A 25505-nucleotide genomic window follows, 5' to 3' on the forward strand; every position below is an offset into this window, starting at 1 on the left:
CGGGCAGGGGGTCGCCCTGCCCGTCCGGGCCCTACTTCTTGATCGTGTAGCTGTCGCCGTAGACCTTCCAGGTCAGCGGCGGGTTGAGGTCGAGGTTGCCGTTCTTGAGGAAGACGCGCTGCATCGTGTCCACGCGCGTCGTGTCCTCGTGCGCCTCCTCCGCCTTCATGGCCGCCTTCCTGGCGTCCAGGAACGCGTTCAGGTACGTCACCTCGTTCCCGCCCTGCGCGGGCGGCTTGGCCTTGGCCAGGGCGGACTTCCTGATGCCGCCGAAGCTCAGCTTGTCGCTGCCCGGCCCGTGCATGACCATGGCGTCGTAGTAGACGAACTGGCCGAGCGCGCGCAGCCCGTCCTGCTTGGCCTGCTTGACGGCCGGGTTGAAGTAGACGCGGTCGCGCTCGTCGTTCTGGGCCTGCTGGAAGGCGGTGTCCTTGGCGGCCGTCTTCCAGTCCTTGGTGAAGTTGGGGTCGAGGCCCTTGTGGGAGGCGGTGCCGTTCACCTTGCGCAGGGCCGGGAGGTATTTGGCCAGGACGTTGCCGGGCTTGCGCTCGGTGTAGAGCTCCACCAACTCCAGCATGTCGCCGGTGCCCGAGCAGAAGCCGATGATCCCGGCCGTGTAGCCGCGGTCGTCGTCGATGTCCTCGATGTAGCCGTACTGGGCCTTCCAGTCGAGCGAGGAGTTCTCCGCACTGGACACCAGCTGCATGGCGATGTCCTTCTTGTGCGGATCGTCGAGGTCGGCCGGGCCGGTGCCGGTGACGGCGAGGGAGAAGGTCAGGAGGGTGGCGGTCAGCACATGAGCCCCTGGAGGAGAGGGAGGTTAGGAAAGCTTCCTAACGAACCATACTCCGACAAGTCAACCTAAGGGGCTCATGTTGTGAAAACTAACCCAAGGGGCGCAGCGCGGCCAGCTGCTGCTCGAACGGCACGACTTCCTCCTCCTCGGTCCCGGTCCTGGGCCTGCGGTGCAGCAGCAGGTCGGCCAGCTCCTCGGCGGCGCGGGCGATGCGCGGGCCGAGACCGTCTGTGAAGGCGTCGGCCGCGCCGCCCCAGTCCTCCGAGGCCGCGTACACGGCGGTGGGGACGACGACGGCGCGCAGGTAGGCGAAGAGCGGGCGCAGCGCGTGCTCCAGCGCCAGCGAGTGCCGGGCGGTGCCGCCGGTGGCGGCGACGAGCACCGGCTTGCCCGCCAGCGCCCCGTTGTCGATCACGTCGAAGAAGGACTTGAACAGGCCGCTGTACGAGCCGCTGAAGATCGGCGTGACCGCGATGAGCCCGTCGGCCTCCGTCACCGCCTCGATCGCCTCGCGCAGTCGGGCGTTCGGGAAGCCGGTCACGAAGTTGTTCGCGATGTCCACGGCGAGGTCGCGCAGCTCGATCACGCGTACCTCGGCCTGCGCCTGGCGCGTGACGGCCTCCGCCAGGCGGTCGGCGAGCAGGCGGCTGGAGGAGGGCTGGGTCAGCCCCGCCGTGACGACGACGAGCTTCATCTGGTCGGTCTCCTTTCCGGTTGGTCAGGCGGTGACGGCGGGGACGCGGGAGGCGTGGGTGGGTCCGTCCGGCACCTCGGCGGGTCGGTCCTTGGCGAACTCCTTGCGCAGCACCGGCACGACCTCCTCGCCGAGGAGGTCGAGCTGCTCCAGCACGGTCTTCAGCGGCAGGCCCGCGTGGTCCATCAGGAACAGCTGGCGCTGGTAGTCGCCGAAGTAGTCCCTGAACTCGAGGGTCCTGTCGATGACCTGCTGCGGGCTGCCCACGGTGAGCGGCGTCTCCGCCATGAACTCCTCCAGCGACGGCCCGTGGCCGTACACGGGGGCGACGTCGAAGTACGGGCGGAACTCGCGCACCGCGTCCTGCGAGTTCTTGCGCATGAACACCTGGCCGCCCAGGCCCACGACGGCCTGCTCCGCCGTGCCGTGGCCGTAGTGCGCGTAGCGCTGGCGGTAGAGGTGGATCAGGCGCATGAAGTGCTCCTTCGGCCAGAAGATGTTGTTGGCGAAGAAGCCGTCGCCGTAGTAGGCGGCCTGCTCGGCGATCTCGGGGCTGCGGATCGAGCCGTGCCACACGAACGGCGGCACCCCGTCCAGCGGGCGCGGCGTCGAGGTGAAGCCCTGCAGCGGGGTGCGGAAGCGCCCCTCCCAGTCGACGACGTCCTCGTGCCAGAGCTTGTGCAGCAGGGAGTAGTTCTCGATGGCGAGCGGGATGCCCTGCCTGATGTCCTGGCCGAACCACGGGTAGACCGGCCCGGTGTTGCCCCGGCCCAGCATGAGGTCCACCCGGCCGTCCGCCAGGTGCTGCAGCATGGCGAAGTCCTCGGCGATCTTCACCGGGTCGTTGGTCGTGATCAACGTGGTGGCGGTGGACAGGATCAGGCGCTCCGTCTTGGCCGCGATGTAGCCGAGCATGGTGGTCGGCGAGGACGGCACGAAGGGCGGGTTGTGGTGCTCGCCGGTCGCGAACACGTCGAGCCCGACCTCCTCGGCCTTGAGCGCGATCGCCACCATCGCCTTGATCCGCTCGTGCTCCGTCGGCGTCCTGCCCGTGGTGGGATCCGTGGTGACGTCGCCCACGCTGAAGATTCCGAACTGCACTTTAGTCACCATCCATGACTGTTGAATCTTTGACGGATACGGTAGCGCACAGCCCCGCTGAGATATTCCACCATGGTGCGCTGACCGGCTAGGCGGCCAGCGCGTTGATGTCGGACGGATCGAGGATCCGCTTGGGCGCCCCGCGCTCGGCGACCGCGATCATGGCCCGTCCGATCCGCTCCGTCGTGGTGACCGCCGACGCGAACAGCCTCCGCAGGATCGGGTAGAGCGGCCGCGTCACCACGTACGCCAGCCGGTAGACCCGGGTCCGCGACGTGACGCCGTGCATCGGCTGTATGTAGCCGGGCCGGAACATGTAGGCCTCGAACGGCAGCTCCAGCAGCGCGTTCTCGGTCGCTCCCTTCACCCTGGCCCACATCGAGCGCCCCTGGGCGTCGGTGCCGGCGCCCGACACGTACACGAACGTCGAGCCCGGGTTGAGCCGGGCCAGCGTGCGGCCCGCGGACAGCGTGACGTCGTAGGTGACGCGCCGGTAGTCCTGCTCGCTCATGCCCGCCGACGAGACCCCGAGGCAGAAGAAGCAGGCGTCGTAGCCGGCCAGCTCGGCCTCGATCGGGGCGAGATCGAGCAGGTCGCGGTGGGTGATCTCGCGCAGTTTGCCGTGGACGGCCCCCGTCGGGGCGCGCCCGACGGTGAGCACGGCGTCCACCCGGTCGTCGAGCAGGCATTCCCTGAGCACCCCGCGCCCGATCATCCCGGTCGCCCCGAACAGGATCACTCTCATGCCCCGATTGTCTCTCGGATCCCGTCAGGCAGGGGATAGGGCCGCTCCGCGGGCAGCAGACCGCTCACGTCCGCGCGGCCCACGACCGCCGCGCGGACCTCCCGCACCTGGTCGGTGATGTCGGTGATCGCGAGCGTCCACTCGTCGACGTAGCGCCGCACGGCCTCGCGAGACAGCCCGATCTGGATCGACCGGTACGGCAGCGCCTGGTGCCGCAGCCCGCGCTCGGGATCCCACTGGATCCGCACCGGGCTGCGCCGCACCCGCTCCGCCCAGCCGGGACGGCGGTCGTCATGGCTCAGGCACGAGTGCGCCAGCGCCCACTCGAACCCCTCCCGCGACAGCGAGACGGCCAGCACCCGCTCCTGGCCGGGCTTGGTCGCCCACCCGCACCGGTACATCATCCACAGGAACGACGGCTTGATCCACGTCATCCGCTCGCGTTTGAACGGCGCCACGAAGCGCTGCGCCGCCACGGCGGTCCCGGCGATGGCGGCGTCGTAGGCCTGGTAGACGGTGATCGACTCCTCGGTGTAGGCGGCACGGATCTGCCGGTAGGGCACGTTCATGCCGCCCAGCCTGGCGAAGAGCCGCGCCGGAGGGCAACGGATTATGGCCCCGCCAGGTCGCGGACCGCGAGTGCCAGGTGGGCGGCGGCGGGCGTCGGGATGGTCAGGCCGCGGGCCGAGATGCCGATCGCCCACTGCGTCCCGGGCACGACCGCGCCCGCGCACGCCACGTCCTCCCTGAACTGCCCGTGCTCCTCCACCACCTGCCCGGGCCGCAGCCCCGCCAGCTCCTCCTCCAGCTCCTCCACGGTGGAAGGGGTCACGGAGGTGAAGCGCTGCAGGCCGTGTCCGGTGAGCACGCCGCGCCGGACATGGGGCGGGAGGGACAGCAGCAGCGCCTTGCCGAGCGCGGTGGCGTGCGGCGCCGTCTCCAGGCCCGCCTGCAGGTCCTCCAGCCACGGCGAGCGCGGCCCCTCCGCCACCTCCACCACCATCAGCCGCCCGTCGGCGAGCTGGGCCAGGTAGGCGGTGTGGCCGGAGGCGTCGGCCAGGTGCCGCAGCACCTCCGAGGCGCGCGGCGGCCGCTCGAACGACTCCAGCATCTCGTGGAACCGCTCGGCCACCTGCGAGCCCGGCAGGTAGTCGCCGTCGGGCAGCCGGTGCAGGTAGCCCTCGTAACACAAGGTGCGGACGAGGTGGTACGACGTGGACAGGTTCAGGCCACATCGGCGGGCGATGACCTTGACCGACAGCGGCCGGTCGGCACGCGAGACCTCTTCCAGCACGCGTAACGCGCGGGAGACGCTGCGGATCAGATCGCTGGGTTCTTCCCCGGTCATCCATACAGCATGCCGCCGCGTCGGCTTCTCCGCCCTTACGTGAAGGACCGAGCTTGCAGCCGTCGGCGCCGTGACGGGTACGGGTCTCGACCTGTCATGCCACCTGTTCAGGTCCGGACACCGGTCCGATGATGAGGAAATGTCGGAAATACCGCAGTGGGCCAGCCAGGCGCTGTCCGAGGTCTACGACCCGTGCTGCCGGGAGAGAGGCATCTCGGTCGTGGAGATGGGCCTGGTGAGGTCGGTCGAGGTGGACGGCGGCCGGGCCAGGGTGGAGTTGCTGCTGACCTCGGGCTGGTGCCCGTTCGCCGCCCGGGTCATCACGGAGGTGCGCGACCGCATCCAGGAGCAGCCCGGCGTGCGCGAGGCCGAGGTGGAGGTCGTCTGGGACGAGGCGTGGACGGTGGAGCGGCTCTCCCCGAGGGCGGCCCGCCTGCTGCGCTTCCTGCCCGCCCCCGCGCAGGTGCCCGACAAGGGGGCCATCGAACAAGAAATCCGCTCATCAGGTAGCCGCCCTACCGTCGAACCCGGCTAGGGCCGTAGCGGCAGTCCATGCAGATTTCTCACTCGACATCCGAAGGGAGCTTCGATGATCGACGACTTCTTCGTGTTCGACAGCGTGGCCCACATCTTCAACTTCGAGGCCAAGAACGCCTACGGCGACGCGGGCCGGATGTTCTCCAACCACCTGTACGCCTTCCACGCCACGCTCACCCCCGACGGCGAGACCAAGCTGCCGCCCGAGGAGTTCCTGCGGCAGTGGACGATCGACGACATCCGCCGCATGGTCTACGAGGAGTCCGACACGGACATGCTGGTCGCGATGCCGCTCCCGCTCACCGACCTCTACCACGACGGCCTGTCGCCCTGGCAGGAGTGCGCCGAGCTGGCCGCCCGCGACCCGGAGCGCACGATCTTCTGGGGCACGGTCAACCCGCTGGAGGGCCGCAAGGCGCTGGACCTGATGGAGCGGCAGGTGGGGGAGTACAACGCCAAGGCGTTCAAGCTGTACAACGTCCGCTACGACTACGGCACGCCGTACCCGTGGCGCATGGACGATCCCCGGGTGGCGTACCCGATCTTCGAGAAGGCCCGTGACCTGGGCGTCAACCTGATCGGCGTGCACAAGGGCGTGCCGCTGGGGCCGCAGCCGATCGAGCACACGCAGACGTGGGACATGGACGGCGCCGCCGCGAACTTCCCCGACATCAACTTCGTCATCTTCCACGTCGGCCTGCCGTTCCTGGACGAGACCTGCTGGCAGCTCATCCGCTACCCCAACCTGTACGCCAGCCTGGCCGCCACGATCAACTTCATCGTCCGGGCGCCCAGGATGTTCGCCGAGATCATCGGCAAGCTGCTCTTCTGGTGCGGCGAAGACAAGATCGTCTACGGTTCGGAGGCGCCGATCTTCCACCCGCAGTGGGCGCTGAGGGCGTTCAGGGACTTCGAGATCCCGCAGGACCTGTGCGACGGCTACGGCTACCCGCAGCTCACCGACCAGGCCAAGCGCAAGATCCTGGGGGAGAACCTGCTACGCCTCCATGGCCTTGGTCCGGTGCACGGCCTGTAGCAGCCCGATGGCCACCAGCCCGGCGACCGTGGCCGAGCCGCCGTAGGAGACGAACGGCAGCGGCACGCCCACGATCGGCACCAGGCCCACGGTCATGCCCACGTTCACGAACGTCTGGAACGCGATCCACGACACCAGCGCACCGGCCGGCACGCTCCCGTAACGGGAGCCACCGCGCCGGGCGATGGCCAGCCCGCGCCACAGCAGCGCGCTCAGAGGTTTGGACCACAAACGTCTTAACTCTGTATCCGCCCCTGTCCCCGCAGCTCAGCGGGCGTGCGGGCTGAGCGGCCGCACAGTCCGGCCGGGCCGCCCACCGCTCCCCGGCCGGATCACCGGGCGGTGCGCCAGGCCTGCTCCTCGACCAGCTCCACGCTGCGCCACCCGCCGGAGGTGCGCCGCAGGCGATGGTGGTACCAGCCGCCGCCGTGCAGGAAGCCCTCGGTGTCCGCGGTGACCATGTCCCTGGTGGGGGCGAGGGTGTCGGTGAACGGGGCGCTCACGAGCGCGTCGCCGTCCTGGAAGTCGATGGTCGGCGCCCCGATGAGGTGCAGCCGCCCCGGCCAGTGCGCCAGCACCTCGGCGAGCCAGGCCTTGACCTCGTCCCGTGTGCCCTTGATGCCGCCGGTGGCGCGGTAGTCGATCACCGCGTCCGGGCTGAACACCTCGTCGAGCAGGTCCCACTGGCCGGAGTCGATGGCGCGGGTGTAGCGGGCCAGCAGCCCGGTGATTTCGAGTCGATCGGCGATCTCCTGCGTGTCCATGGGGTGATCGTCGCGCTATGTGCGCCCGTTGGCCAGATCATTTCAGCGGCGCGGCAGCCCGGCCGGCGGCCACCCGCTAGTGTTCGCTGTCATGTCCCGACGATCATCGGCTCTCTGGGCGACGGCACTGCTGCTCGCGGTGCTGCCCAGCGTCCTGACCTGGGTGGACTCGCTCCTGTCCGAACCTGAGGACGCCACGGGTCTGTACGGGTTGGTGACCCTGTATCCGTGCCGGATCGACCTGTCCGTCCGCTACTGGGAAGGCGTGCTGCGGGACTTCCCGCTCTGGTCGTACGGTGGCGCACCGATGATCGTCCTCGGCTTCGCGGGCTGGTACGCGAGCCTCCGGAAGGGTCGTGACCGGCTGGGCCGGATCGTCGCCCGCTCCGCTGCCACGGGCCTGCTCCTCCCGCAGTTCCTCCGGTATGCCCTCGACGCGGGATGCCTGGACCCCTGGAGCGCCGTAGGACCTATGGACCTCTACGCCCTGGCGCCCCCGATCCTGGTCCTGCTCGGGGTGCGCCCTCCCCGGCGCGCGTCGGCCCGGAGGGGCCGCCTCGCCCGTACGGCGGCCGTGGTCCTGACGGTGACGGTGACCCTCCTGGTCGCGGTCCGGTCCGTCCCACAGGGCAAGGTGAGCACCGACAGCGAGCTCGACTGCGCCGGATTCGGCGACGGCACGGTCGAAGGACTGCGCAAGGAGGAGAAGGACTTCCTGTGCCGGGTCCGCGGCTATGGCTTCTTCCCCGGCGAGGGCATCAGGGAATGGGACGAGGTGGCCGACCGGATCGTCCTGGCCCAGGGACACCACCTGTGCGGCCTGGCCGATCGGCACGGCGGCGACATCGACGCGCTCGCCGTGCGGGACGCCCCGAATGCGGCCCTGCTGCGGGCGCTGGCCACCCTCTGCCCCTCCGTGGCGAGCCGGCAGGAGGCGCAGGAGCGGCAGAGGCGGAAGGAGGCGGCCGCGTACGTCGCCGGGAAGGAGCGGGCCTGCGCCCGGCACCGGACCCACCGCCCCAGGATCAAGCCGGTACGCCAGCGGCGCGCCACGATGTTCACCGAATTCTGGACCATCGAGGGATGGGAGGACGGCTACGAGGGCAGCGCTCCCGACCTGGTCGAGGAGCTGGTCGGGAGCGCGCCCGGAGCGCTGGCGATCTGGGCGGCCGACGAGATCGGGCACGCCTGCGTGACCGTCGAGTCCTACACCGGGCGGCCGCCGCTGGAGACCAGGGGCTGGAAGCAGGTGGTCGAGGTGGGCTACGAGAGCCCGAAAGGCGCGCTGACCCTCTCCGACGGCGACGGCCACCGCATCCGGGGCCTCACCGCGGCCGGCCCCGGGCACTACCGGATCCGGGTCCACCTGCGCGGGCGCGAGCAGGTCTACCAGGTCATGGACCCGCCGGACGGCGCCGTGGAGCTGCTGATCATGGTGTTCCCCGGCGAGCAGAAGGAGCCGGCCGTCCACCGGTGACGTCCGGCATCCTGCCCTCGCGGCCTACGGGTTGAGATCGGCGGCGGAGCGCTCGGCTACGGGTTGAGATCGGCGGCGGAGCGCTCGGCGAAGATCCGCATGGCCTTGGTGGTGATCGGGCCGGGAGCGATCGGCAGCTCGGTGTCGTCGACGAGCTTGATCGGCTGGACGTCGCGGGTCGTCGAGGTGAGGAACGCCTCCTCGGCCTCGTACAGCGCCGACAGCGGCACGTCGGTCTCCTCCCCGCCGCACCATTCGAGCACCAGCGCCCTGGTCACCCCGGCCAGGCAGCCGGCCTCGAGGGTGGGGGTGAGCAGGCGGCCGTCGCGGACGATGAAGATGTTGGAGCCGGTGCCCTCGCAGAGGTCGCCCGCCAGGTTGCCGAAGATGGCCTCGCCGCCCCCGCGCTTCTTGGCGTACAGCAGGGCCTTGGCGTTGTCGCCGTACGAGGTGCTCTTGACCCCGGACAGGGCGCCGCGCTCGTTGCGGGGCCAGGGGACGACGGTGACGTTGGCGGTGGCCGGGAACGGCTTCTGCTCGTCCACGATGACGACGGAGGTGGTGCCCTGGTCGCCGCGGTCGGAGCCGAGGGGGCCGGGGCCGCTGGTGTAGGTGACGCGGATGCGGCCGAGCTCCCACGCGGGCGCGACGGCAAGGAGCTTGCCGATGCCGTCGGCGATGGCGTCGACGTCGGGGTCGGGCAGGTCCATGCGCTGGGCGGAGAGCGTGAGCCGGTCGAGGTGGCGGGTGAGCGCGAACGACCGGCCGTTCACGATCTTGATGGTCTCGAAGACGCCGTCGCCGACCATGAGTCCGTGGTCGAACACCGAGACGGTGGCCTGCGCGGGGTCGATCAGCTCGCCGTTGACCCAGACAGGGATGTTCATGTAGTTCCTCCTGTGGATGCCAGTGCGATGAGCCTGGCTGCTTTGAGCTCGGTCTCGAGCCATTCGCGCCCGGGGTCGCTGCCCCAGGTGATGCCCGCTCCCGTGCCGAATCGGATCTCGCCTCTGCCGTGAGCCATCGGCGAGATCCAGAATGTTCTGATGCCCACGGCCAGCGCCGCCCGGCGGCGGTCGGCGTCGACCCAGCCCACAGCCCCACAGTACGGCCCCCGGGGAGCGGGTTCGAGCTCGTTGATGATGCGCAGAGCCGACGACTTGGGCGCGCCCGTGACAGATCCGGGCGGGAAAGTCGCGGCGAAGAGCTCGGGCCAGCCCGCCCCCGGCGCCAGTCTGGCCCGGACGGTGGAGACGAGATGGACGAGCCCGGGGTGCTCCTCGACGGCGCAGAGCGACGGCACCTCGACCGAGCCGACGGCCGCGACCCTGCCAAGGTCGTTGCGGACGAGGTCGACGATCATGACGTTCTCGGCGTAGTCCTTGTCGAGGAGGTCGTCCGCGGTCGCGCCGGTGCCCTTGATGGGCCTGGACTCCACCACGTCGCCGTCACGCGACAGGTAGAGCTCGGGCGATGCGGACACCACGCTCAGACCGGGCACCCGGATGACGGCCGCGTACGGCGCGGGGTTGCCCGCGGCCAGGCGGGCGGCCAGGGCGAGCGGATCGGCGTCGGCCGGGACGGGGGCCGTCAGGATCCGGCAGAGGTTCGCCTGGTAGACCTCGCCCTGCTCGATGTAGCCGCGGATGGCGCGCACGCCGCGCTCGTAGGCGGCCCGGTCGAGCGAACTGCGCCACTGGTTGGGCCGGGGCCCGTGCCAGGGGCGGGCGGGAGCGGGCAGGGGGGAGCGGCGCACCCGGTCGAACCGGGCGCACGTCACCTTGCCCTCGTAGTCGACGACGACAGCCCACCAGCCCTCGCCGTCGAGCGCGGCCAGGTCGGAGGTCACGTCACGCAACCCGGTCGCGTACACGTGGCCTAAGTGGGCGAAACCGTCGTACACATTCTCCATTCTCCCAGCATTTCGACGAGCTCCAGCGCGGCAGGCAGCGGAGTCTCGGGCAGGGCCGCGTACACCTTCCGCGCGGGCGCCAGCCCCCGCAGCGGACGCAGCACCAGATCTGGCGGCACGGCCCGCGCCGCCAGCTCCGGCACCAGCGTCACCCCGAGCCCGGCGGCGACGAACCCGAACTTGCCCGTCCACTCGGCCACCCGCAGCCCGCTGCGCGGCGTGAACCCGGCCGCCGCGCACGCGGTCACCAGCAGGGTCGGCTGGCCGCGCGGGGCTGCCTCGATCCACGTCTCCTCGGCCAGGTCCCGCAGGTCCACGTCGGGTTCGGCGGCCAGCCGGTGGCCGCCGGGCAGCGCGACCAGCAGCCGGTCCTCGCGCAGCGGCACCGTACGGACGCCCTCGGCGGACAGCCCGGCCGGGTAGTCGCTGATCACGGCCACGTCGAGCGCGCCCCCGCGCAGCCGGTCCATCAGCCGCGAGGTGAGCCCCTCGATCAGGCGCAGCTCGACGTCCGGCCGCCGCTCGGCGAAGCGTTTGAGCGTGCCGGGCACCAGGTCCACGTTGGCCGTGGCGAACGCGCCCACGCGCAGCGTCCCGCCCCGGCCGGTGTGGATGGCGGCCAGCTCCTCGCCCGCGCGTTCGAGCCGGTCGAGCACGGCCACGGCGTGCCGGTGCAGCGCCTTTCCCGCCGGGGTCAGGCGCACCCCGCGCGGCAGGCGCTCGAAGAGCGGCCCGCCGGTGGCGCGCTCCAGCGCGGCGACGCGGCGGGAGACCGCCGACTGGGTGTATCCGAGCAGTTCGGCGGCGGCCGTGAACGAACCGCTCGCGGCGACCTCGTGGAACAGCCGCAGCGCTCCCGGGTCCAAGGCATTCAGATCTCGCATGGCTGATATGCAATCTAGTCGGTGGTGGAATACCTCGCACCCCGGTTGACTGTGGCACATGATTGCTTTTCTCGGACAAGGGCGCATGGGCGTCCCCATGGCCCGGCGGCTGATCCAGGCCGGGCACAAAGTGACGACGTGGCGGCGCGCGGACGGCGTGTCCGCGGCGGCGGCGGTGGACGGGGCCGAGCTGGTCATCACCATGCTCAGCGACCCGGCCGCGGTGCGGGAGGTGCTGACGGCGGCGCTGCCGGGGCTGCGGCCCGGCGCGACGGTGGTGGAGATGTCCACGATCGGCCCGCAGGCGGTGCGCGAGCTGCGGGCGCTGCTGCCGGCCGAGGTGGGCCTGGTGGACGCGCCGGTGCTGGGCAGCGTGGGCCCCGCGGCCGACGGCACGCTCACCGTGCTGGCCGGCGGTGACGTGTCGGGCTGCCGCGAGGTGCTGTCGGTGTTCGGGTCGGTGCGGGAGCTCGGGCCGCTGGGCGCGGGCGCGGCCATGAAGATCGCCGTCATGAGCGCGATCGTGCCCGCCCAGGTGCTGCTGGCGGAGACGTTCGCGTACGGCGAGGCGCACGGCGTGGACCGTGGCGCGCTGATCGACGTGCTGTCGGGCACCCCGCTGGGCGCGCTTGCGGAGCGGCTGCGCGTGCCGTCCCCCGAGACCCGCTACTCGCTGGGGCACGCGACCAAGGACCTGGAGCTGGGCGCCTGGGAGGGCGCGTCCATGGCCGCCGCCGCCCGGGCCAGGCTGCAGCAGGCGCGGGCGGCCGGGCTGGGGGAGCGCGACCTGACGGCGATCGCCGAGCACGTCGGCGGGGGCGCCGCCCGTCGCGCGGTGCCGCTGAACCTGTCGACGATCCCCGCCACGAACGGCCGCTACTCGCACGCCGTACGCGTCGGCGACATGCTCTACGTCTCCGGCCAGGCCGCCTTCGACGAGCAGGGGAACATCGTCGGCGAAGGATCCATGGCCGCCCAGTCCGAGCACATCTTCCAGGTAATCTCGCGCATCCTCGCCGACCAGGGGGCGACGTTCGAGGACATCGCGTTCATCCGGACGTACGTGACGGACATGGACCAGCTTCTCGACTACGGACGGGTCCGCGCGAAGTACATCACCGGCACGCCCCCAGCCAGCACCACCGTGGAGGTGTCCAGGCTGTTCCGGCCGGGGCTGCTGCTGGAGGTGGACCTGATCGTCGCGCTCCCCGGCTAGTTCAGGGGGCCGGTGACCGACTCCGCCGCCGCCACCACGCCGCCCTCGGCGACCAGGCGCACGGCGGACTCGATCTCCGGCGCCAGGAACCGGTCCGGCCCCGGCGCCGGCACGGTCTCGCGCAGCGCCTTGACGACGGCCGCGGTCGCGGGCGCGGGCTCCAGAGGGGCGCGCAGGTCGAGCGCGCGGGCGGCGGTGAGCACCTCCACCGCCAGCACGCGGGTGAGCCCGTCCACCGACCTGCGCAGCTTGCGCGCCGCCGACCAGCCCATGGACACGTGGTCCTCCTGCATGGCCGAGCTGGGGATGGAGTCCACGCTGGCGGGCACCGCCAGGCGCTTCAGCTCGGAGACGATGGCCGCCTGGGTGTACTGGGCGATCATGTGACCCGAGTCCACTCCTGGGTCGTGGGCCAGGAAGGCGGGCAGGCCGTGGTTGCGGGCCACGTCCAGGAACCGGTCGGTACGCCGTTCCGACATCGAGGCCAGGTCGGCGGCCACCACGGCCAGGAAGTCCAGGACGTACGCGATCGGGGCGCCGTGGAAGTTGCCGTTGGACTCGACGCGGCCGTCGGCCAGCACGGCGGGGTTGTCGACGGCGCTGGCCAGCTCCCATCCGGCCACGGTGGCGGCGTGCGCGATCGTGTCGCGGGCGGCCCCGGCGACCTGGGGAGCGCAGCGCAGCGAGTAGGCGTCCTGGACGCGGGTGCAGGACTCCGGGTCGCGGTGGCTGGCCATGATGCCGGATTCGCGCAGGACCTTGGTCATGTTGGCGGCGGACAGGGCCTGGCCGGGGTGCGGCCTGAGCGCCTGCAGCTCCGGCATGAACACCCGGTCGGTGCCCAGGAGCGCCTCCACGCTCATCGCGGCGCTCACGTCGGCGGTCCTGACCAGCGCCGTGAGGTCGTGGATGGCCAGGATGAGCATGCCGAGCATGCCGTCCGTGCCGTTGATGAGCGCCAGGCCCTCCTTGGCGGCCAGCTCGACGGGGTCGATCTGGGCCTGCTTGAGCGCCTCGCCGGCCGGCTGGAGGTTTCCGGAACTGTCGCGTACGACGCCCTCGCCCATCAGCGTGAGCGCGACGTGCGCCAGCGGCGCTAGGTCGCCCGAGCAGCCGAGGCTGCCGTACTCGTGCACGACCGGCGTGATGCCCGCGCTGATCAGCGCGGCCAGGGTCTTGGCCGTGGTGGGCCTGATGCCGGTGTGGCCGGTGGCGAGCGTGTGCAGGCGCAGCAGCATGAGCGCGCGTACGACCTCGGTCTCGACCTCGGGCCCGCTGCCCGCCGCGTGGGAGCGCACCAGCGAGCGCTGGAGCTGGGCACGCAGGGCCGGGTCGATGTGGCGGGTGGCCAGGGCTCCGAAGCCCGTCGAGATGCCGTACGCGGGCGTCGGGCTCTCGGCCAGCTCGTCCACCCGCTGGCGGGCCGCCGAGATGGCGGCGAGTGCGTCGTCGGTGAGCTGTACGGGGGCGCCGTGGCGGGCCACCCGGATGACGTCGTCGAATGTCAGGGGCTCGGGGCCGACGTTCACGACTTCGTTGTCGCGCATGGGGTGTCTCTCTCGCTGCTCGCTAGGTAACCGGCGTACCCGATGTTAGCTCCTTACTCGGGAACAATGCGGACAGCCCCTCCCTGCCCTCGTCGGTGAGGACCACCGCCCTGGGCACCTTGCCGCGCCGGTACCAGTCCCGTTCGAACAGCACCTCGGTGATCGCCGCACCCAGTGCCCCGCCCAGATGCGACCTGCGCTCGGTCCAGTCCAGGCACTCGGGCGCGAACCGTCTCCTCGACCGCCGCGCCCCGTCCACGTCCACGCCGATGCCGGTCAGCAGCCGCTCTCCCGCCTCGGTCAGGTCCTGCGCCGCGTAGTAGCCGCCCTCGACGAGCCGGTCGAGCAGCCCCACCCCGGCCCGTCCCGCGAGGTGGTCGTAGCAGGTGCGGGCCTCCTCCAGCATCCTGGCCTGCCTGGACTGGCGCAGGGACCGCACGGGCGGGCGGGCGCTGACCCTGGCCAGCACCTCCAGCACCTCGGCCACGTCGTGCCCGGCCAGGCGGTAGTAGCGGTGGCGGCCCTGGCGTACGACGTCGACCAGCCGCCCGTCGAGCAGCCTGGCCAGGTGGGCGCTCGCCGTGGCGGCGCTGACCCCGGCCACCCTGGCCAGCTCTCCCGCCGCCAGGGCCCGCCCGTCGAGGAGGGCGGTCAGCATGGCCGCCCTGGTCGGGTCCGCGATGAGCGCGGCGACGGGCGCTATGTCGGCGTCACGAGCGATGTACTCCATGCGTACGACGCTAGTACGGCGACATTTCGCCGTGCGTCGAAGGGTTCAGCCGCGCTTGCCGAGCGCTTTTCGCCGTGCGCCGAAGGGGCACCCGCGCTTGCCGAGCGCCTTGCGGCGTGCGTCGAAGGGTCAGCCGCGCTTGCCGAGCGCCTTGCGGATCAGCTCGCGCGCCCGCTCCATCAGCGCGATCGGCGTGCCCATCAGCACGTTCTTGGTGGCGCTCTCCGTGCCGGGGTGCGGGCGCAGCGGGGCGAGACTCTCCGCAGCCCGCACCGCCGCGGCCATGGCCCGCCGCTCGACCGCGGAGGTGCTCGCGCGCAGCTTGACGAACTCGTACCGTTCCTCGCTGCGGGCGTGCGCGGCCACGGCCAGTCGCAGCTCGCCGAGCCGCTCCCAGAACTGCGGATGATCCACCCCGCCCTTGTGGAGGTCGAGGAGGAGCTGTTTGGCCCGGTTCTCCTCGGTCAGGCGGTCGCCCACGACGCCCTGCCCGTTGTCGAGCTTCCTACGCGCGTACGGATGGACGATCTCCTCCTCGGCGGTCTCGTGCACGGACAACATCCGGGTGAGACGGTCGAAGGCCTCCTCCACCTTGTCCGGCGGCGCCTGCTCCACCTCGTCGAACAGGTCCCTGATCTGGCTGTGCTGGATCACCAGCAAATCGATGACATCTTGTTCACCCACGCCCGCGCCCTACCCGGGCCTCCGGCGGGCACGCGCTTCCTTACCGAACGCGGGCCGTCGGCGGACCGAAAGCGGAGGTTGCCGCATTTCGCGCCGGGTAAGCGCAGCGACATGGCCTTCGACCCACTGCAGGAGCGGGGTATCCCGCTGGACGACCAGCTGCGCCACTGGAACCAGCTGAACGTCACGCCGATCGACCCCGACCACACCGACCCGTACACGCGGTGCCGCATCGTCACCATGAACGGGATCGAGACGGAGGCGATCTTCTTCAGCCACCAGCTCGCCCGCCACTGCCCCGACACCGAGATCAGGCAGCAACTGGCGCGGGTGCGCTACATCGAGGCGCAGCAGCAGAAAGTGGTCAACTGGCTGCTGCCGGGGACGTCGTCGGTGCTGGAGACCACGATCGCCTACGAGCAGGCGGCGGTGGACCTGACGGCGTGGGCGGCGCGGATGGAGCCCGACGATTACCTGAAGCAGGCCTACCAGTTCGGCCTGCTGGAGCACCTCGACCACCTCTACCGCTACGCGAACCTGTACGAGATGATCGAGCACCGCGCGACCGAGAAGATCGTGGGCCGGGTGACCGAGGTGATGCCGGGGCGGCCGACGCACCTGCAGCATCGCGATCCGGTGGACAACGTGCGCGAGCCGTACGACAGAGGCAAGACGGAGCCGCTGTCGCGGCTGCACGCGCTCACCGTCATGGCGGTCGAGCAGCAGATCATGAACTTCTCCATGACCGCCGGCCCCATGTGCCTGGAGCCCGCGGCCCGCCGGCTCTACCAGGAGATCGGGCTGGTCGAGGAGGGGCACCTCACCCACTACGAGTCGCTGGCCGACGCGGGCGAGAGCTGGTGGGAGCGGCTGCTCAACCACGAGTACAACGAGTGCTACCTGTACTACTCGTTCATGGAGACCGAGTCGGATCCCCGGGTGAAGGGCATCTGGGAGCTGCATCTCAACATGGAGCTGGAGCACCTGCGGCTGGCGGCCGAGCTGTTCAGGCGGTTCGACGGGCGCGATCCCGACCAGGTGCTGGCTCAGGCGTTCCCGCTGCCGGTGACGTTCGAGCCGAACAAGGCCTACCTCCGCGACCTGCTCGCCACCCAGGCCGACCGCACGACGCTGGGAACCGGGTACGTGCTGGAGGAGCACGAGCGGTTCCGCAGGATGCGGCAGGCGCTGGCGGACGGGGAGAGGCCGCCTTCCGAGCGCGTCATCGAGGGCAACCGCGCCGTCTCCGGCCGGGACTACCGCCTGGAGACGGAGGAACCGTACCCGGCGAGCCTGACCGGCGGCCCGCACCGCCGCTGACCCGGCCTACGGTGCCGGCCCTGTTCGGTGGTGGGTCGCGCTTACGGTGTCGGCCCTGGGCGGAGGCGGGTCTTCGTCGCTGAAACCCTGGCCCGCGGGCGCCGACGGTGCTCGCGGCCCTCAGCCGCTCGCTGTGCTCACGGGACTCAGGACGCTCGCAGCGCACACGCGTCGCTCGGTGCGCTCGCGGCCCTCTTGCCGCTCCCGGCCCCATGCCGCTCGGTGCGGTCACGGGATCACGCCGCTTGGCGGCCCTCATGTCGCTCGGTGCGTTCAGGGGGGCGCACGCCGCTTCAGCCTGCGTCCCAGCTCCTGGCCCACGGCGGTCGCGTAGCTTGGGCTCGCCTTGGGCTGGGTAGGCGGTGGTGTGAGTCGCTGAGGCCCGATCAGGGGACGCCCGAGGGGATCGCCGCCGATGATCGTCGCTAGAGTCGGGTCCCATGACAGCAGTCGCCCTCGTGACCGGCGCGTCCCGCGGCCTGGGTGCCGTGATCGCGCGCAGGCTGGCCGGCGACGGCCTGGCCGTCGCCGTCAACTACAGCCGGGACGCCGACGGCGCCGCGAGGGTGGTGGACGAGATCCGCGCCGCGGGCGGCGCCGCGGAGGCGTTCGCCGCCGACGTCACGCACGAGCCCAGTGTCTCGGCCCTGGTCGCCGGTATCACCGAGCGCCTGGGCCCGGTCCACGTCCTGGTGGCCAACGCGACCGGCCCGCAGCCGACCATCGCGCTGGAGGACCTCACCTGGCAGGCGCAGCTCGACCAGCTCGAGTTCTTCGTCAAGAGCCCGACACTGCTGGTGCAGGCGGTGCTGCCGGGGATGAAGGAACACGGCGGCGGGCGCGTCATCCAGATCGGCTCGGACGTCGTGGACCGCAAACTTCCCGCCATGTCGGCCTATATCGCGGCAAAGAGTGCCCAGCACGCCATGACCGAGGTCTGGGCCCGCGAGCTGGGCCCGCACGGCATCACGGTCAACGTCGTCGCCCCCGGCTGGATCCCGGTGGAGCGGCACGCGGGCCTCGACGAGAGCGGCTACCTCGCGGAGGTGCCCCTGGGGCGCATGGGCACGCCCGGCGACGTCGCGGCGGCCGTCTCGTTCCTCGCCTCGGAGGGCGGCGCGTTCGTCACGGGCCAGCGCATCACCGTCAACGGGGGCCACACGTGACCTGCGCGAGCGTAATCCAGTTTGGGTACTCGGCCAGGATTCGCTAGAGTTCTCTCGTCGCCCCGGTTAAACGAGGCGGATGCGGAAGTGGCTCAGTGGTAGAGCATCACCTTGCCAAGGTGAGGGTCGCGGGTTCGAATCCCGTCTTCCGCTCGGAGCTTCCGGCTCGGTGGCGTGGCCGAGAGGCGAGGCAGCGGCCTGCAAAGCCGTCCACACGGGTTCAAATCCCGTCGCCACCTCACAAGGACGATTAGCTCAGCGGGAGAGCGCTTCCCTGACACGGAAGAGGTCACTGGTTCAATCCCAGTATCGTCCACCATGCTCCAGCCCCAGCTCACGGCACCTGCCGTAAGCTGGGGCTTCTTGCTGTCCCGGGCTTGATCCGGCAACTCCCGGCGACAACCGACCGCCCCACCACCTCCCCCGGGGACCGACCGGCCCTCCATCCCCATCCGCGGACCGACCGGCTCATCACCCTTACCCGGTGGCGGCCAACCGGCTGGCCATCCCTCACCCGGTGCGACCGACGCCCACGCCACCATCACCCGGTGGCGGCCAAGCGGCCCGTCGCCCTCATCCGGTGGCGGCCGACTGGCCCGCTACCCTCGCCTGGTGGAGACCGGCCGCCCCGCCACCCTCACCGCGGCGACCGGCGCGCCAGCCTCACCTGGCGGCGACCGACCGGCCCGCCACCCTCATGCTGGCCGGCCTCACCGTGGCTGACCATCGCTGGCCGGCCACCCGGTGGGGTCGCTCACCCGCCCGCCCGGGCTGGGGCGGCTCACCCGGCTGCCTGGGCCCCAGTGAGCGGGCGCCCACGAGAAGGGCACCGGCCCGCCCAGACGGCGGCCGGGGTTCGCGTCCGGGAACGACATTCAGGAGTGGCCGAGCGGGCTGCACTCCCCGGGCCGGATGGGCCGTTCCCGGAGCGGCGTCCAGGGCCCCTCGGGCAGGTGCCGACGGGAGAGCCGAGTTCCGGGGGCGACCGGGTGGGTCGCCCCCGGACTGGGTGAGCCACCGGGGTGGTCGGCCAGCGATGATCAGTCTGCCCCCAGCTCTCAGTACGACTTCTGGGTCTGGACGTTGAAGTCGTCCATCTTGATCTTCTTGGCCGGGTCGGTGAGGGGATCGTTGATCTCCAGGACGTCCAGCCCCTCCATGATGTCGCTGGAGTAGATGTACCCGTTGTAGTAGTACGCCGACCAGGACCCCGCGATGCCACCGCCCGGGAACGGGCCGCGTTCGAAGTAACCGATCTCCTTGGGGTTGGACGAGTCGGTGAAGTCCCAGATCGACACCCCGCCCTGGTACCACGACTGCACCATGACGTCCTTGCCCGGCACCGGGATCAGGGACCCGTTGTGGGCCACGCAGTTCTCGTTCTCCTGCTGATCCCGGGGGATCTTGAAGTATCCGCGCCGCTCCAGCTTGCCGTTCACGATGTCGTACACGGCGTCCGCGCCCTTCGTGCGCGGCGTGTTGCTGTCGCACGTGGCCTGGCCGCCGCCGCCCAGCTCGTCGCTGAACACGACCTTCGTGGCATCGTTGTTGAACGTCGCCGAGTGCCAGATCTGGAAGTTCTCCGTGTCGGTGATCTGCTGGAGGACCTTCGGCTCGACCGGGTTGGAGATGTCGAGGAGCACGCCGTCGCCGAAGCAGGCGGCCGCGGCCAGCTTCTTCTCGGGGTACGCGGTGATGTCGTGGCAGCCGGAGGCGAGCTCGGAGTGCTGCCGCTCAGGGAAGATATCCGGCTTCGCCACGATTTTTGCGGACTGAGGCGACTTTGTGGGGATCTCTACGATCTGGATGAGCTCGTGGGGCGGGGGACAGGTCTTCGACTCGGGCTCGGGGCCGGGCGAGGAGACGTACACGTAGAGGGTTTCCCCGGCGGGGACCATCGTGTGCGTGTGCGAGCCGCAGTCGGTCCTGACCGCGCTGAGGTACTTGGGGCTCTTCTTGTCGCTGATGTCGAAGATCCGCAGCCCCTCCCATTCGCGGTTTTCCTCGCCGGAGTCGCACCCCTCGCCGCCGCGCGGCTCGTCGATCGACAGGATGAGCAGGTCGCCGTAGACCGAGACGTCGTTCTGCTGGGCCGGGCAGGACACCGTGCTCACCAGCTGAGGCTTGGTCGGGTTGCTGATGTCGTAGATCGCGAACCCGCCGAAGTTGCCCACGAACGCGTAGTCGCCCTGGAACGCCAGGTCTGTATTGATGTCGTCCCGGCCGTTGAGGGGGGCGGGGCGGCGCATCTGGGCGACGAGTTTGACGTTGTCGCTCGTCATCACGTCACCGGTGGCGGACGGCTTGCCGGCTGGAGCGCTGGTCTCCTGCGTGGAGGTGTCGGGCGTCGAGGCCCCGGAGGCTGTCTGACCCGCCGTGCAGGCGGAGGTTAACAGCAGCACCGTACACAACAACGCTCCGCGCAACTTGGCAGAGATCAACGCGCATTCCCCTTTGTCTCGTAGTTCACTATGGAAGCTATGTCAGTGGGTACGCGCCCGCGTGCGGTCTTCATCACAGTTGTGACCACAATCGCCCTTGCCGCCTGCTCTCCGGAGCCGGCCGGGCCTTCCCCCGTGGGTACGGGGGCACCGGTGATCGTGCCGGGGAGTCCGGGGGCGCCGGGCCGTACCGCGACGCCGGGGGAGCGGGTGGGGCAGACGCCCCGACCGACGGTGGCCTCGGACGTGCGCTTCGCCGAAGCCATGATCCCCCATCACCGCCAGGCCCTGGAAATGACCTCACTGGTGAACGACCGCACGACCACGGAGACCATCCGCGCGTTCGCCCGCCAGATCACCGCCGCCCAGACCCCGGAGATCAAGGCCATGACGGTCTGGCTGGCCGAGCTCGGCCGCTCCGCCCCGGACGGTCACACGCACACCCAGGCGGCGGGATACGGCATGGCGACGCCGGAGGAGCTGAACGCGCTGCGCGCCACCAAGGGGGCGGCCTTCGACCGCATGTTCCTGCAGCTGATGACCAGGCACCACGAGGGAGCGGTCAAGATGGCGGGGGAGGAACTGGCGACCGGCCGGGACCAGCGCATGCGGCTGATGGCGAAGGACGTGTACTCGGGTCAGAGCATCGAGATCGCCCGCATGCGCAAAGTCCTGGAAACGCTGCCTGGCTAGAGGGTCAGGAGGGCCAGAGCATGTTGGTCAGCTCGGCGTCGAGGTCCATGTAGTCCGTCTCACGGCCCGCGGGGACCTTCTCGTACGTACGGTGGAGGAACTCGGTGAGCGGGGCCAGCGGCACTTCGAAGAGCGCCTGCCCGAACGGGGACGTGAGACTGATGTGGAGCGTGCGCTCGCCATCGGCACGCGCGGGCCACACCTGTACGTCGCCGTCGCCGACACGCCTCACGATGCCCACAGTGAGCAGTTCGCGAGCAAAGATCCACTCGACCGGCTCGTCATTCCCCACGTGGAAGGCCATGCGTATGGCGTAAGGATCGTCGGCTGTGTAGCTCAGTCCGGCGAGCAGGGGGACGGTAGTACGGTCGGGGACCACAAGCCGAAGGCCAAGCTCGGCGGAGACGGTGGTGCTGTTCATCGTCAGCCAAACCTTTTCGTCGTAGGTCCCCTCTTCGGGGCTTTCACTGCTCTGACGGACTTCGTCCTGAGCTATGACGCGGAACGAAGAAACCTGTAGGAAAGATTCCGCTCCAGGGGCCTTCTGTAACGCACATCACAGCTGGACATTTAGGCATCTACCAGGCTAAACGTGATCAAATCGGGTCGTATTTACGAGGGTTTTGCGTGTTGTGGAGCCTGTCCCGGCGCGCTCGACCATGAACGTTTCTTGTCAAAAGATCGCGATCGGTGCCTTACGGAACAGGACGATGGTATGCCACCGACCCACCTCGCCGGTGGGCAACCGCCGCGTTTCACCTGAATCCCTCCCACGGCCTCGTCCTCGTCACCCCGGAACCTCCCCCGATCCTCCCCGGAGCAACCCCAGAGCAACCGCGGAGCCACCTGCGAACCCGACTCGGATCCAGCGTGGGTCCGCGGTGGATCCACCTCGGACCCACCGCCCGATCGCTTCGCTTCGCCAGCAGGTGCCAGAGTGCGGTATGGTTTTCCCCGTCGGCACCGCGAGGGACCGGCAGGGCGGGCGATTAGCTCAGCGGGAGAGCGCTTCGTTCACACCGAAGAGGTCACTGGTTCGATCCCAGTATCGCCCACCGCAAAGATGCAGGTGAGGCGGGGTTTCGGAGAGATCCGGAGCCCCGTTTTCCGTGTCTGGAAGTCGATGGGAGCCAATCGGGGGGCCATCTCACTCGGACGCTCTACCCGTGTCGGCTGTCGCCGAAGATGATGTTCATCGTGTGGGCACCCTTAGTGATCACTGGTCTGAGCTGGTGCCGGTAGACCGCTTCCGTGACGCTGGTGCCCGCGTGCCCGACGAGATCGGCGATGGTCTCGATGGGTACGCCCTGGTCACTCATGATGGAGACGAACGAGTGACGCAGTTCGCGGGGCGTCCAGCTGGCACCGATCCCCGCATCTTTGGTGATCTTTCGGAATGCCCGGCGCACGTTTGACGCGTCCAGTTGGGTGCCGACGCTCGTGCAGAACACCAGGTTGTGGTCTTGCCATGCCTCGCCGACCTTGAGCTTGTGGGCGGCTTGGCGGACGTGGTGTTGCCGGAGGGCCTGAGCTGCCAGCTTGGGCAGTTCCAGCGTGCGCCGCGATTTGCGGGTCTTGGTGTCACCTCCATCTCGGTCGGCGCGCCATACGTAGATGGCGAACTTCCTGTGGTTGAACCCCACTTCGGTCGCTGGTCGCCAGGACTTGCTGTCCGGTATCCAGGCGACGACGTGATCCCAGCGCAGTGCGCGGGCTTCCTCGGTGCGAACGCCAGTGGTACGTTCCTGAGCACCATGTCACGCGCCTGAGCTTGCCGGATGGCCCTCTTCAGTACGCCGTGAATCTCTCGCAGGGTGGTGGTGGCCAGCTTGCCGGCGAGCTGGCCAAGCCACTCATCCACGTGATCGGCACGTAGCTGCTGGAGTTTGATCTTTCCCAGTCTTGGAATGACGTGCGTCTCGGCGAGGATGCGTAGCTTGGTTACGGTGCTTTCGGATCGGCCCTTGAGACCCTTGCTGAGCCAGTCGTTGACGGCATCGCGCACGGTGTAGGTCTCCGATGCGTTGATGCCCGCCTCAAGGTCTTTGACGGCCTTGATCAGCTTGTCCTTGACCGCGGTCTGGGTCTTGGCCTTGCGCTTGAGACGCTGGCGTCTGCCGTCGGGGCCGAATCCGAGGGAGATGGCTCCGGTGTAGCCGTCTCCCTCGGGTAGATGGTCGCTTCGTACTTGCCGATCAGGATCTTGGCCAAGGGATCACCCTTTCTCGTGACGGTTGAGGTACTCCTCGATCGCCTTCCTGATCACCCACGACACATCTCGCTCCTGCGACTCGGCGTACCTGCGGAGACGGTCTTTCAGTTCCGTGTCCACGCGCACGGGAGGCAGGGTTGTTCGGTCGCTCGTCATTGACGGCTTCCTTTCGTGCCATGCAGTTATCAAGAGGCGCCGGCTGGACGGTGTCGCATCCGGCCTATACGAACGGTGTAGCACGGTGTTCTACGCCTCGTCTATCGGTTCCAGCGAGGAAATGAAGTCGGCAAGGTGTTGGTCGGTGATCCGGCGAAGCTTGCCGATCTTGATGCTCTTGAGCTGCTGTGTGCGGAGCAGGTAGTAGACCTTGTCGCGTCCGATGCTCAGCATCCCTGCGACCTGTTCGACGGTGTATGCCTGCATGTGCATCCCTCTCTCGGTTTGTCGTGTGCGGCTCTCTTTCTTCGCGGGGTTCGCGTGTTTTGGTTACGGGCTGTGATGGTCCGTCTGTTCGTCCGTCCGTGCCTGTCACGCCCTATACACGCGCAGACGCACGGACGGACGCGGACGATTACGGATCGTGTATTTCGGGGAGAGTGCGCCAGCGTCCCCGAGTGACCTGTTCGACCCGGCGCGCGCGGCCCAGTTCTTGGAGGCGTTGGTAGACCCAGGTGCGGCCAGCTCGGCGTACTCGTCGATGACGATGATCAGCGCGGGCCTGTCGGGGGATGGCTCCCAGACGCGTTCGCCACGTTTGGTGAGGTCGTCGGCCCGTCCGTCGAGGATGACCACGGCATCGGCCAGCAGGTTCTCTGCCTCTTGCGGGGTGGTGGCCAGGCGATCGATGCACGATGCCCAGGGCATCAGCTCCATGCCGCGCTTGAGGCCGACCGCCCACAAGATGACGTCCTGGCAGGCGGTCAGGTCCCCCAGCGGGACGTTCACGCCGCCCGACTTGCCCGCCCCCGACATGCCCGCGAACAGCCCATGCCGCCGCAGCAGGGGGACGCGGACGGGTGCGCCGTCCTCGAACAGGCCAAGCTTGGCGGGCTGGGTGATCGAGGTGATGGAGGGGCCTGGCCAGGCGATGGCGTCGGCATGCGGGTCGGTTTCGATGACCCGTACATCAGCGCGGTTGGCCTGCTTGGTGGCCACCGGTTGGACGCGAATGCCGCCGCGTGTGGTGCCGATCGCCGATTCGAGGCGGGGGACGGCGCTGATGGCGTCTTCGACGGTCTGGCCGAGTCCCAGCCCGAGGCGGAAGCGGTAGCCCCACAGGTCCACGATCGCGGACTGAACGCGTGATCCAGTCAGGCCGACCGCTTTGGCGATGTCGGGCCAGGCGGCCAGCGTGCGCTCGACGCGCACGCGGGCTCGCCGGCGGCGGTGCGCCCACCATGGGACCGCCAGCAGCATCCCGCCGATCAGCAGGATCGCCGGTAGTGGCGGCGTGGAGGGGCCGATGCGGGCGGCGGCGGTCAGCCACCCGCCCGCGAACGCCGTGGTGATCGCCGCATAGCCGCGTTCTATCGGGCGGGTCAGGTTGACCCACCGCCCCCACACGAGCAGCGCCAGAGCCACGGCGGCGGCCACCAGGGGGACGGTGGGCCACCAGGTCGGGTACCAGGTGTGCAGGGTCGCCCCCGCCACCACGGTGACCAATGCGGCGGTGAGGGGGGCGAGCTCGGACCGGTAGCGCCAGACGGCGCGGGCGATGCCGGCGATGACCAGCGGCGCGAATTCGAGGTCATCGGTGATCAGGCCGATGGGTTCGACGCCGTAGCGGCGCATGCGGCGGGCGTTGCGCCGCACCTGGTAGCGCGAGGCACGATGACGGCTCATCGGCCACCACCCGCCGCACGTCGAATGTCGGCGTGGTGCTGGAAGTGCAACTCGTCGCGCACGTAGAACAGGGGGTCGTACTCGCCCTCCTCGTGCGCGGCGAGGGTGGCGCGGATGGCGGCGATCAGGTTGGCGCGCTGGTAGCGGGCGGTGGACAGTTCGGTGCGGAGCTGGTCGATTTCGGTGATCAGGGCGGGAGTGTCGGCCAGGGCGTCGAAGATGTGGCGCCACAGGTGGTTGACGGCGGGGGCGGACTTGGCGAATGCCGTCAGTAGTTCGGCGGCGGTGGTGTTGCGGGTGGCAGCTCCTTGGAGATCAGCGTGTGGGTAGGGGTGGCGTTGGGTCATTAAGCATCACCTT

28 protein-coding genes, 4 tRNA genes and 1 pseudogene are annotated in these 25505 nt (G+C 69.8%); 11 read left to right on the forward strand and 22 right to left on the reverse strand.

Features of this window, described 5'->3' with window-relative positions; genetic code table 11:
- Positions 1–31 precede the first annotated feature (31 nt).
- The 6 genes from ACFKCF_RS58850 to ACFKCF_RS58875 form a co-directional block, all read right to left on the reverse strand.
- The gene (locus tag ACFKCF_RS58850; RefSeq protein ID WP_394505919.1) at positions 32–796 is read right to left on the reverse strand and encodes a chitosanase; all 765 of its coding nucleotides are present in this window, start codon (positions 794–796) and stop codon (positions 32–34) included.
- An 88-nt stretch (positions 797–884) separates the two neighbouring features.
- Positions 885–1490 (reverse strand): FMN reductase, encoded by a 606-nt coding sequence (locus tag ACFKCF_RS58855; protein WP_394505921.1) that lies wholly within the window; start codon positions 1488–1490, stop codon positions 885–887.
- 24 nt (positions 1491–1514) lie between these two features.
- Positions 1515–2591 carry an LLM class flavin-dependent oxidoreductase gene (locus ACFKCF_RS58860; protein ID WP_394505923.1) on the reverse strand — a complete coding sequence of 359 codons (1077 nt, stop codon included), beginning with the start codon at positions 2589–2591 and terminating at the stop codon, positions 1515–1517.
- Between the two features lie 88 nt (positions 2592–2679).
- On the reverse strand, positions 2680–3336 hold the full coding sequence (locus ACFKCF_RS58865; protein WP_394505925.1) for an epimerase: 657 nt from the start codon (positions 3334–3336) through the stop codon (positions 2680–2682).
- Entirely contained in the window at positions 3333–3905 is a 573-nt protein-coding gene (locus tag ACFKCF_RS58870) for a DUF4291 domain-containing protein (protein WP_394505926.1), read from the reverse strand. The genes ACFKCF_RS58865 and ACFKCF_RS58870 overlap by 4 nt, the downstream gene beginning before the upstream one ends.
- A 41-nt stretch (positions 3906–3946) precedes the next feature.
- Positions 3947–4684 carry an IclR family transcriptional regulator gene (locus ACFKCF_RS58875; protein WP_394505927.1) on the reverse strand — a complete coding sequence of 246 codons (738 nt, stop codon included), beginning with the start codon at positions 4682–4684 and terminating at the stop codon, positions 3947–3949.
- Between the two features lie 139 nt (positions 4685–4823).
- On the opposite strand from ACFKCF_RS58875, the gene ACFKCF_RS58880 reads away from it, so the two are divergent.
- Together ACFKCF_RS58880 and ACFKCF_RS58885 are read left to right on the forward strand one after the other, a co-directional pair.
- Complete coding sequence (locus tag ACFKCF_RS58880) at positions 4824–5219, forward strand: metal-sulfur cluster assembly factor (protein ID WP_394505928.1); 396 nt, start codon at positions 4824–4826, stop codon at positions 5217–5219.
- 54 nt (positions 5220–5273) lie between these two features.
- Complete coding sequence (locus ACFKCF_RS58885) at positions 5274–6257, forward strand: amidohydrolase family protein (RefSeq protein ID WP_394505929.1); 984 nt, start codon at positions 5274–5276, stop codon at positions 6255–6257.
- On the opposite strand, the gene ACFKCF_RS58890 is transcribed toward ACFKCF_RS58885, so the two are convergent.
- Together ACFKCF_RS58890 and ACFKCF_RS58895 are read right to left on the reverse strand one after the other, a co-directional pair.
- Complete coding sequence (locus ACFKCF_RS58890; RefSeq protein ID WP_394505931.1) at positions 6219–6488, reverse strand: FtsW/RodA/SpoVE family cell cycle protein; 270 nt, start codon at positions 6486–6488, stop codon at positions 6219–6221. The two genes, ACFKCF_RS58885 and ACFKCF_RS58890, sit on opposite strands and share 39 nt — an antisense overlap.
- 101 nt (positions 6489–6589) lie before the next feature.
- Entirely contained in the window at positions 6590–7021 is a 432-nt protein-coding gene (locus ACFKCF_RS58895) for a nuclear transport factor 2 family protein (RefSeq protein WP_394505933.1), read from the reverse strand.
- A 91-nt stretch (positions 7022–7112) separates the two neighbouring features.
- On the opposite strand from ACFKCF_RS58895, the gene ACFKCF_RS58900 reads away from it, so the two are divergent.
- On the forward strand, positions 7113–8498 hold the full coding sequence (locus ACFKCF_RS58900; RefSeq protein WP_394505935.1) for a hypothetical protein: 1386 nt from the start codon (positions 7113–7115) through the stop codon (positions 8496–8498).
- 56 nt (positions 8499–8554) lie between these two features.
- Here the strand turns inward: ACFKCF_RS58900 and ACFKCF_RS58905 are convergent, their stop codons facing one another.
- The 3 genes from ACFKCF_RS58905 to ACFKCF_RS58915 are packed head-to-tail and all read right to left on the reverse strand — an operon-like array spanning position 8555 to position 11294.
- A complete protein-coding gene (locus ACFKCF_RS58905; protein ID WP_394505936.1) occupies positions 8555–9385 on the reverse strand; it encodes an aminotransferase class IV in 831 nt (276 codons plus the stop codon).
- Entirely contained in the window at positions 9382–10410 is a 1029-nt protein-coding gene (locus ACFKCF_RS58910) for a chorismate-binding protein (protein ID WP_394505938.1), read from the reverse strand. The genes ACFKCF_RS58905 and ACFKCF_RS58910 overlap by 4 nt, the downstream gene beginning before the upstream one ends.
- Positions 10377–11294, reverse strand: a complete 918-nt coding sequence (locus ACFKCF_RS58915) for a LysR family transcriptional regulator (RefSeq protein ID WP_394505940.1) — start codon at positions 11292–11294, stop codon at positions 10377–10379. Before ACFKCF_RS58915 ends, ACFKCF_RS58910 begins: the two co-directional genes overlap by 34 nt.
- Before the next feature lie 58 nt (positions 11295–11352).
- Between ACFKCF_RS58915 and ACFKCF_RS58920 the strand changes: the two genes are divergently transcribed.
- Positions 11353–12510, forward strand: a complete 1158-nt coding sequence (locus tag ACFKCF_RS58920; protein ID WP_394505942.1) for a Rid family hydrolase — start codon at positions 11353–11355, stop codon at positions 12508–12510.
- On the opposite strand, the gene hutH is transcribed toward ACFKCF_RS58920, so the two are convergent.
- The 3 genes from hutH to ACFKCF_RS58935 form a co-directional block, all read right to left on the reverse strand.
- Entirely contained in the window at positions 12507–14057 is a 1551-nt protein-coding gene (gene hutH / locus ACFKCF_RS58925) for a histidine ammonia-lyase (protein ID WP_394505944.1), read from the reverse strand. The two genes, ACFKCF_RS58920 and hutH, sit on opposite strands and share 4 nt — an antisense overlap.
- A 22-nt stretch (positions 14058–14079) precedes the next feature.
- Positions 14080–14787 (reverse strand): ArsR/SmtB family transcription factor, encoded by a 708-nt coding sequence (locus ACFKCF_RS58930; protein ID WP_394505946.1) that lies wholly within the window; start codon positions 14785–14787, stop codon positions 14080–14082.
- A gap of 129 nt (positions 14788–14916) precedes the next feature.
- Entirely contained in the window at positions 14917–15471 is a 555-nt protein-coding gene (locus ACFKCF_RS58935; protein ID WP_394505948.1) for a hemerythrin domain-containing protein, read from the reverse strand.
- A gap of 111 nt (positions 15472–15582) precedes the next feature.
- On the opposite strand from ACFKCF_RS58935, the gene ACFKCF_RS58940 reads away from it, so the two are divergent.
- The 5 genes from ACFKCF_RS58940 to ACFKCF_RS58960 all read left to right on the forward strand — a co-directional run bounded on the left by ACFKCF_RS58940 (position 15583) and on the right by ACFKCF_RS58960 (position 18276).
- Positions 15583–16791, forward strand: coding sequence for a hypothetical protein (locus ACFKCF_RS58940; RefSeq protein ID WP_394505950.1), 1209 nt, complete (start codon positions 15583–15585; stop codon positions 16789–16791).
- A 440-nt stretch (positions 16792–17231) separates the two neighbouring features.
- A complete protein-coding gene (locus ACFKCF_RS58945) occupies positions 17232–17957 on the forward strand; it encodes an SDR family NAD(P)-dependent oxidoreductase (protein ID WP_394505952.1) in 726 nt (241 codons plus the stop codon).
- An 81-nt stretch (positions 17958–18038) separates the two neighbouring features.
- Positions 18039–18110, forward strand: a tRNA-Gly gene (locus tag ACFKCF_RS58950).
- A gap of 15 nt (positions 18111–18125) precedes the next feature.
- Positions 18126–18196, forward strand: a tRNA-Cys gene (locus tag ACFKCF_RS58955).
- A gap of 5 nt (positions 18197–18201) precedes the next feature.
- Positions 18202–18276, forward strand: a tRNA-Val gene (locus tag ACFKCF_RS58960).
- A 739-nt stretch (positions 18277–19015) separates the two neighbouring features.
- On the opposite strand, the gene ACFKCF_RS58965 is transcribed toward ACFKCF_RS58960, so the two are convergent.
- A complete protein-coding gene (locus ACFKCF_RS58965; RefSeq protein ID WP_394505954.1) occupies positions 19016–20359 on the reverse strand; it encodes an LVIVD repeat-containing protein in 1344 nt (447 codons plus the stop codon).
- Between the two features lie 120 nt (positions 20360–20479).
- On the opposite strand from ACFKCF_RS58965, the gene ACFKCF_RS58970 reads away from it, so the two are divergent.
- On the forward strand, positions 20480–21091 hold the full coding sequence (locus ACFKCF_RS58970; protein WP_394505956.1) for a DUF305 domain-containing protein: 612 nt from the start codon (positions 20480–20482) through the stop codon (positions 21089–21091).
- 4 nt (positions 21092–21095) lie between these two features.
- Here the strand turns inward: ACFKCF_RS58970 and ACFKCF_RS58975 are convergent, their stop codons facing one another.
- Positions 21096–21512 (reverse strand): SsgA family sporulation/cell division regulator, encoded by a 417-nt coding sequence (locus tag ACFKCF_RS58975; protein WP_103958541.1) that lies wholly within the window; start codon positions 21510–21512, stop codon positions 21096–21098.
- A gap of 562 nt (positions 21513–22074) precedes the next feature.
- Between ACFKCF_RS58975 and ACFKCF_RS58980 the strand changes: the two genes are divergently transcribed.
- Positions 22075–22146 (forward strand) — tRNA-Val (locus ACFKCF_RS58980).
- A gap of 105 nt (positions 22147–22251) precedes the next feature.
- Here the strand turns inward: ACFKCF_RS58980 and xerC are convergent.
- From xerC to ACFKCF_RS59010, 6 genes and pseudogenes are all read right to left on the reverse strand, one after another.
- Complete coding sequence (gene xerC / locus ACFKCF_RS58985) at positions 22252–22797, reverse strand: tyrosine-type recombinase/integrase (protein ID WP_364843155.1); 546 nt, start codon at positions 22795–22797, stop codon at positions 22252–22254.
- Between the two features lie 89 nt (positions 22798–22886).
- Positions 22887–23096, reverse strand: a pseudogene (locus ACFKCF_RS58990) (site-specific integrase); the annotation flags it as partial.
- 210 nt (positions 23097–23306) lie between these two features.
- Complete coding sequence (locus ACFKCF_RS58995; protein ID WP_347624618.1) at positions 23307–23459, reverse strand: ribbon-helix-helix domain-containing protein; 153 nt, start codon at positions 23457–23459, stop codon at positions 23307–23309.
- A 90-nt stretch (positions 23460–23549) separates the two neighbouring features.
- Positions 23550–23726 (reverse strand): helix-turn-helix domain-containing protein, encoded by a 177-nt coding sequence (locus ACFKCF_RS59000; protein ID WP_364842820.1) that lies wholly within the window; start codon positions 23724–23726, stop codon positions 23550–23552.
- Positions 23727–23831: 105 nt separating this feature from the next.
- The gene (locus ACFKCF_RS59005) at positions 23832–25145 is read right to left on the reverse strand and encodes a hypothetical protein (protein ID WP_394505958.1); all 1314 of its coding nucleotides are present in this window, start codon (positions 25143–25145) and stop codon (positions 23832–23834) included.
- Positions 25142–25492, reverse strand: coding sequence for a hypothetical protein (locus tag ACFKCF_RS59010; protein ID WP_394505959.1), 351 nt, complete (start codon positions 25490–25492; stop codon positions 25142–25144). Before ACFKCF_RS59010 ends, ACFKCF_RS59005 begins: the two co-directional genes overlap by 4 nt.
- Positions 25493–25505 lie beyond the last annotated feature (13 nt).

This window comes from Nonomuraea sp. JJY05 (assembly GCF_043496855.1).
Taxonomy (GTDB): domain Bacteria; phylum Actinomycetota; class Actinomycetes; order Streptosporangiales; family Streptosporangiaceae; genus Nonomuraea.

Excerpts from the sequence above, each read along its gene's own strand:
- ACFKCF_RS58855 (WP_394505921.1), bottom strand. The coding sequence starts at position 1,490 with ATGAAGCTCGTCGTCGTCACGGCGGGGCTGACCCAGCCCTCCTCCAGC.
- ACFKCF_RS58865 (WP_394505925.1), bottom strand. The coding sequence starts at position 3,336 with ATGAGAGTGATCCTGTTCGGGGCGACCGGGATGATCGGGCGCGGGGTG.
- ACFKCF_RS58870 (WP_394505926.1), bottom strand. The coding sequence starts at position 3,905 with ATGAACGTGCCCTACCGGCAGATCCGTGCCGCCTACACCGAGGAGTCG.
- ACFKCF_RS58875 (WP_394505927.1), bottom strand. The coding sequence starts at position 4,684 with ATGACCGGGGAAGAACCCAGCGATCTGATCCGCAGCGTCTCCCGCGCG.
- ACFKCF_RS58880 (WP_394505928.1), top strand. The coding sequence starts at position 4,824 with ATGTCGGAAATACCGCAGTGGGCCAGCCAGGCGCTGTCCGAGGTCTAC.
- ACFKCF_RS58885 (WP_394505929.1), top strand. The coding sequence starts at position 5,274 with ATGATCGACGACTTCTTCGTGTTCGACAGCGTGGCCCACATCTTCAAC.
- ACFKCF_RS58895 (WP_394505933.1), bottom strand. The coding sequence starts at position 7,021 with ATGGACACGCAGGAGATCGCCGATCGACTCGAAATCACCGGGCTGCTG.
- ACFKCF_RS58900 (WP_394505935.1), top strand. The coding sequence starts at position 7,113 with ATGTCCCGACGATCATCGGCTCTCTGGGCGACGGCACTGCTGCTCGCG.
- ACFKCF_RS58905 (WP_394505936.1), bottom strand. The coding sequence starts at position 9,385 with ATGAACATCCCTGTCTGGGTCAACGGCGAGCTGATCGACCCCGCGCAG.
- ACFKCF_RS58910 (WP_394505938.1), bottom strand. The coding sequence starts at position 10,410 with ATGGAGAATGTGTACGACGGTTTCGCCCACTTAGGCCACGTGTACGCG.
- ACFKCF_RS58915 (WP_394505940.1), bottom strand. The coding sequence starts at position 11,294 with ATGCGAGATCTGAATGCCTTGGACCCGGGAGCGCTGCGGCTGTTCCAC.
- ACFKCF_RS58920 (WP_394505942.1), top strand. The coding sequence starts at position 11,353 with ATGATTGCTTTTCTCGGACAAGGGCGCATGGGCGTCCCCATGGCCCGG.
- hutH (WP_394505944.1), bottom strand. The coding sequence starts at position 14,057 with ATGCGCGACAACGAAGTCGTGAACGTCGGCCCCGAGCCCCTGACATTC.
- ACFKCF_RS58930 (WP_394505946.1), bottom strand. The coding sequence starts at position 14,787 with ATGGAGTACATCGCTCGTGACGCCGACATAGCGCCCGTCGCCGCGCTC.
- ACFKCF_RS58940 (WP_394505950.1), top strand. The coding sequence starts at position 15,583 with ATGGCCTTCGACCCACTGCAGGAGCGGGGTATCCCGCTGGACGACCAG.
- ACFKCF_RS58945 (WP_394505952.1), top strand. The coding sequence starts at position 17,232 with ATGACAGCAGTCGCCCTCGTGACCGGCGCGTCCCGCGGCCTGGGTGCC.
- ACFKCF_RS58975 (WP_103958541.1), bottom strand. The coding sequence starts at position 21,512 with ATGAACAGCACCACCGTCTCCGCCGAGCTTGGCCTTCGGCTTGTGGTC.
- ACFKCF_RS58995 (WP_347624618.1), bottom strand. The coding sequence starts at position 23,459 with ATGACGAGCGACCGAACAACCCTGCCTCCCGTGCGCGTGGACACGGAA.
- ACFKCF_RS59000 (WP_364842820.1), bottom strand. The coding sequence starts at position 23,726 with ATGCAGGCATACACCGTCGAACAGGTCGCAGGGATGCTGAGCATCGGA.
- ACFKCF_RS59005 (WP_394505958.1), bottom strand. The coding sequence starts at position 25,145 with ATGAGCCGTCATCGTGCCTCGCGCTACCAGGTGCGGCGCAACGCCCGC.
- ACFKCF_RS59010 (WP_394505959.1), bottom strand. The coding sequence starts at position 25,492 with ATGACCCAACGCCACCCCTACCCACACGCTGATCTCCAAGGAGCTGCC.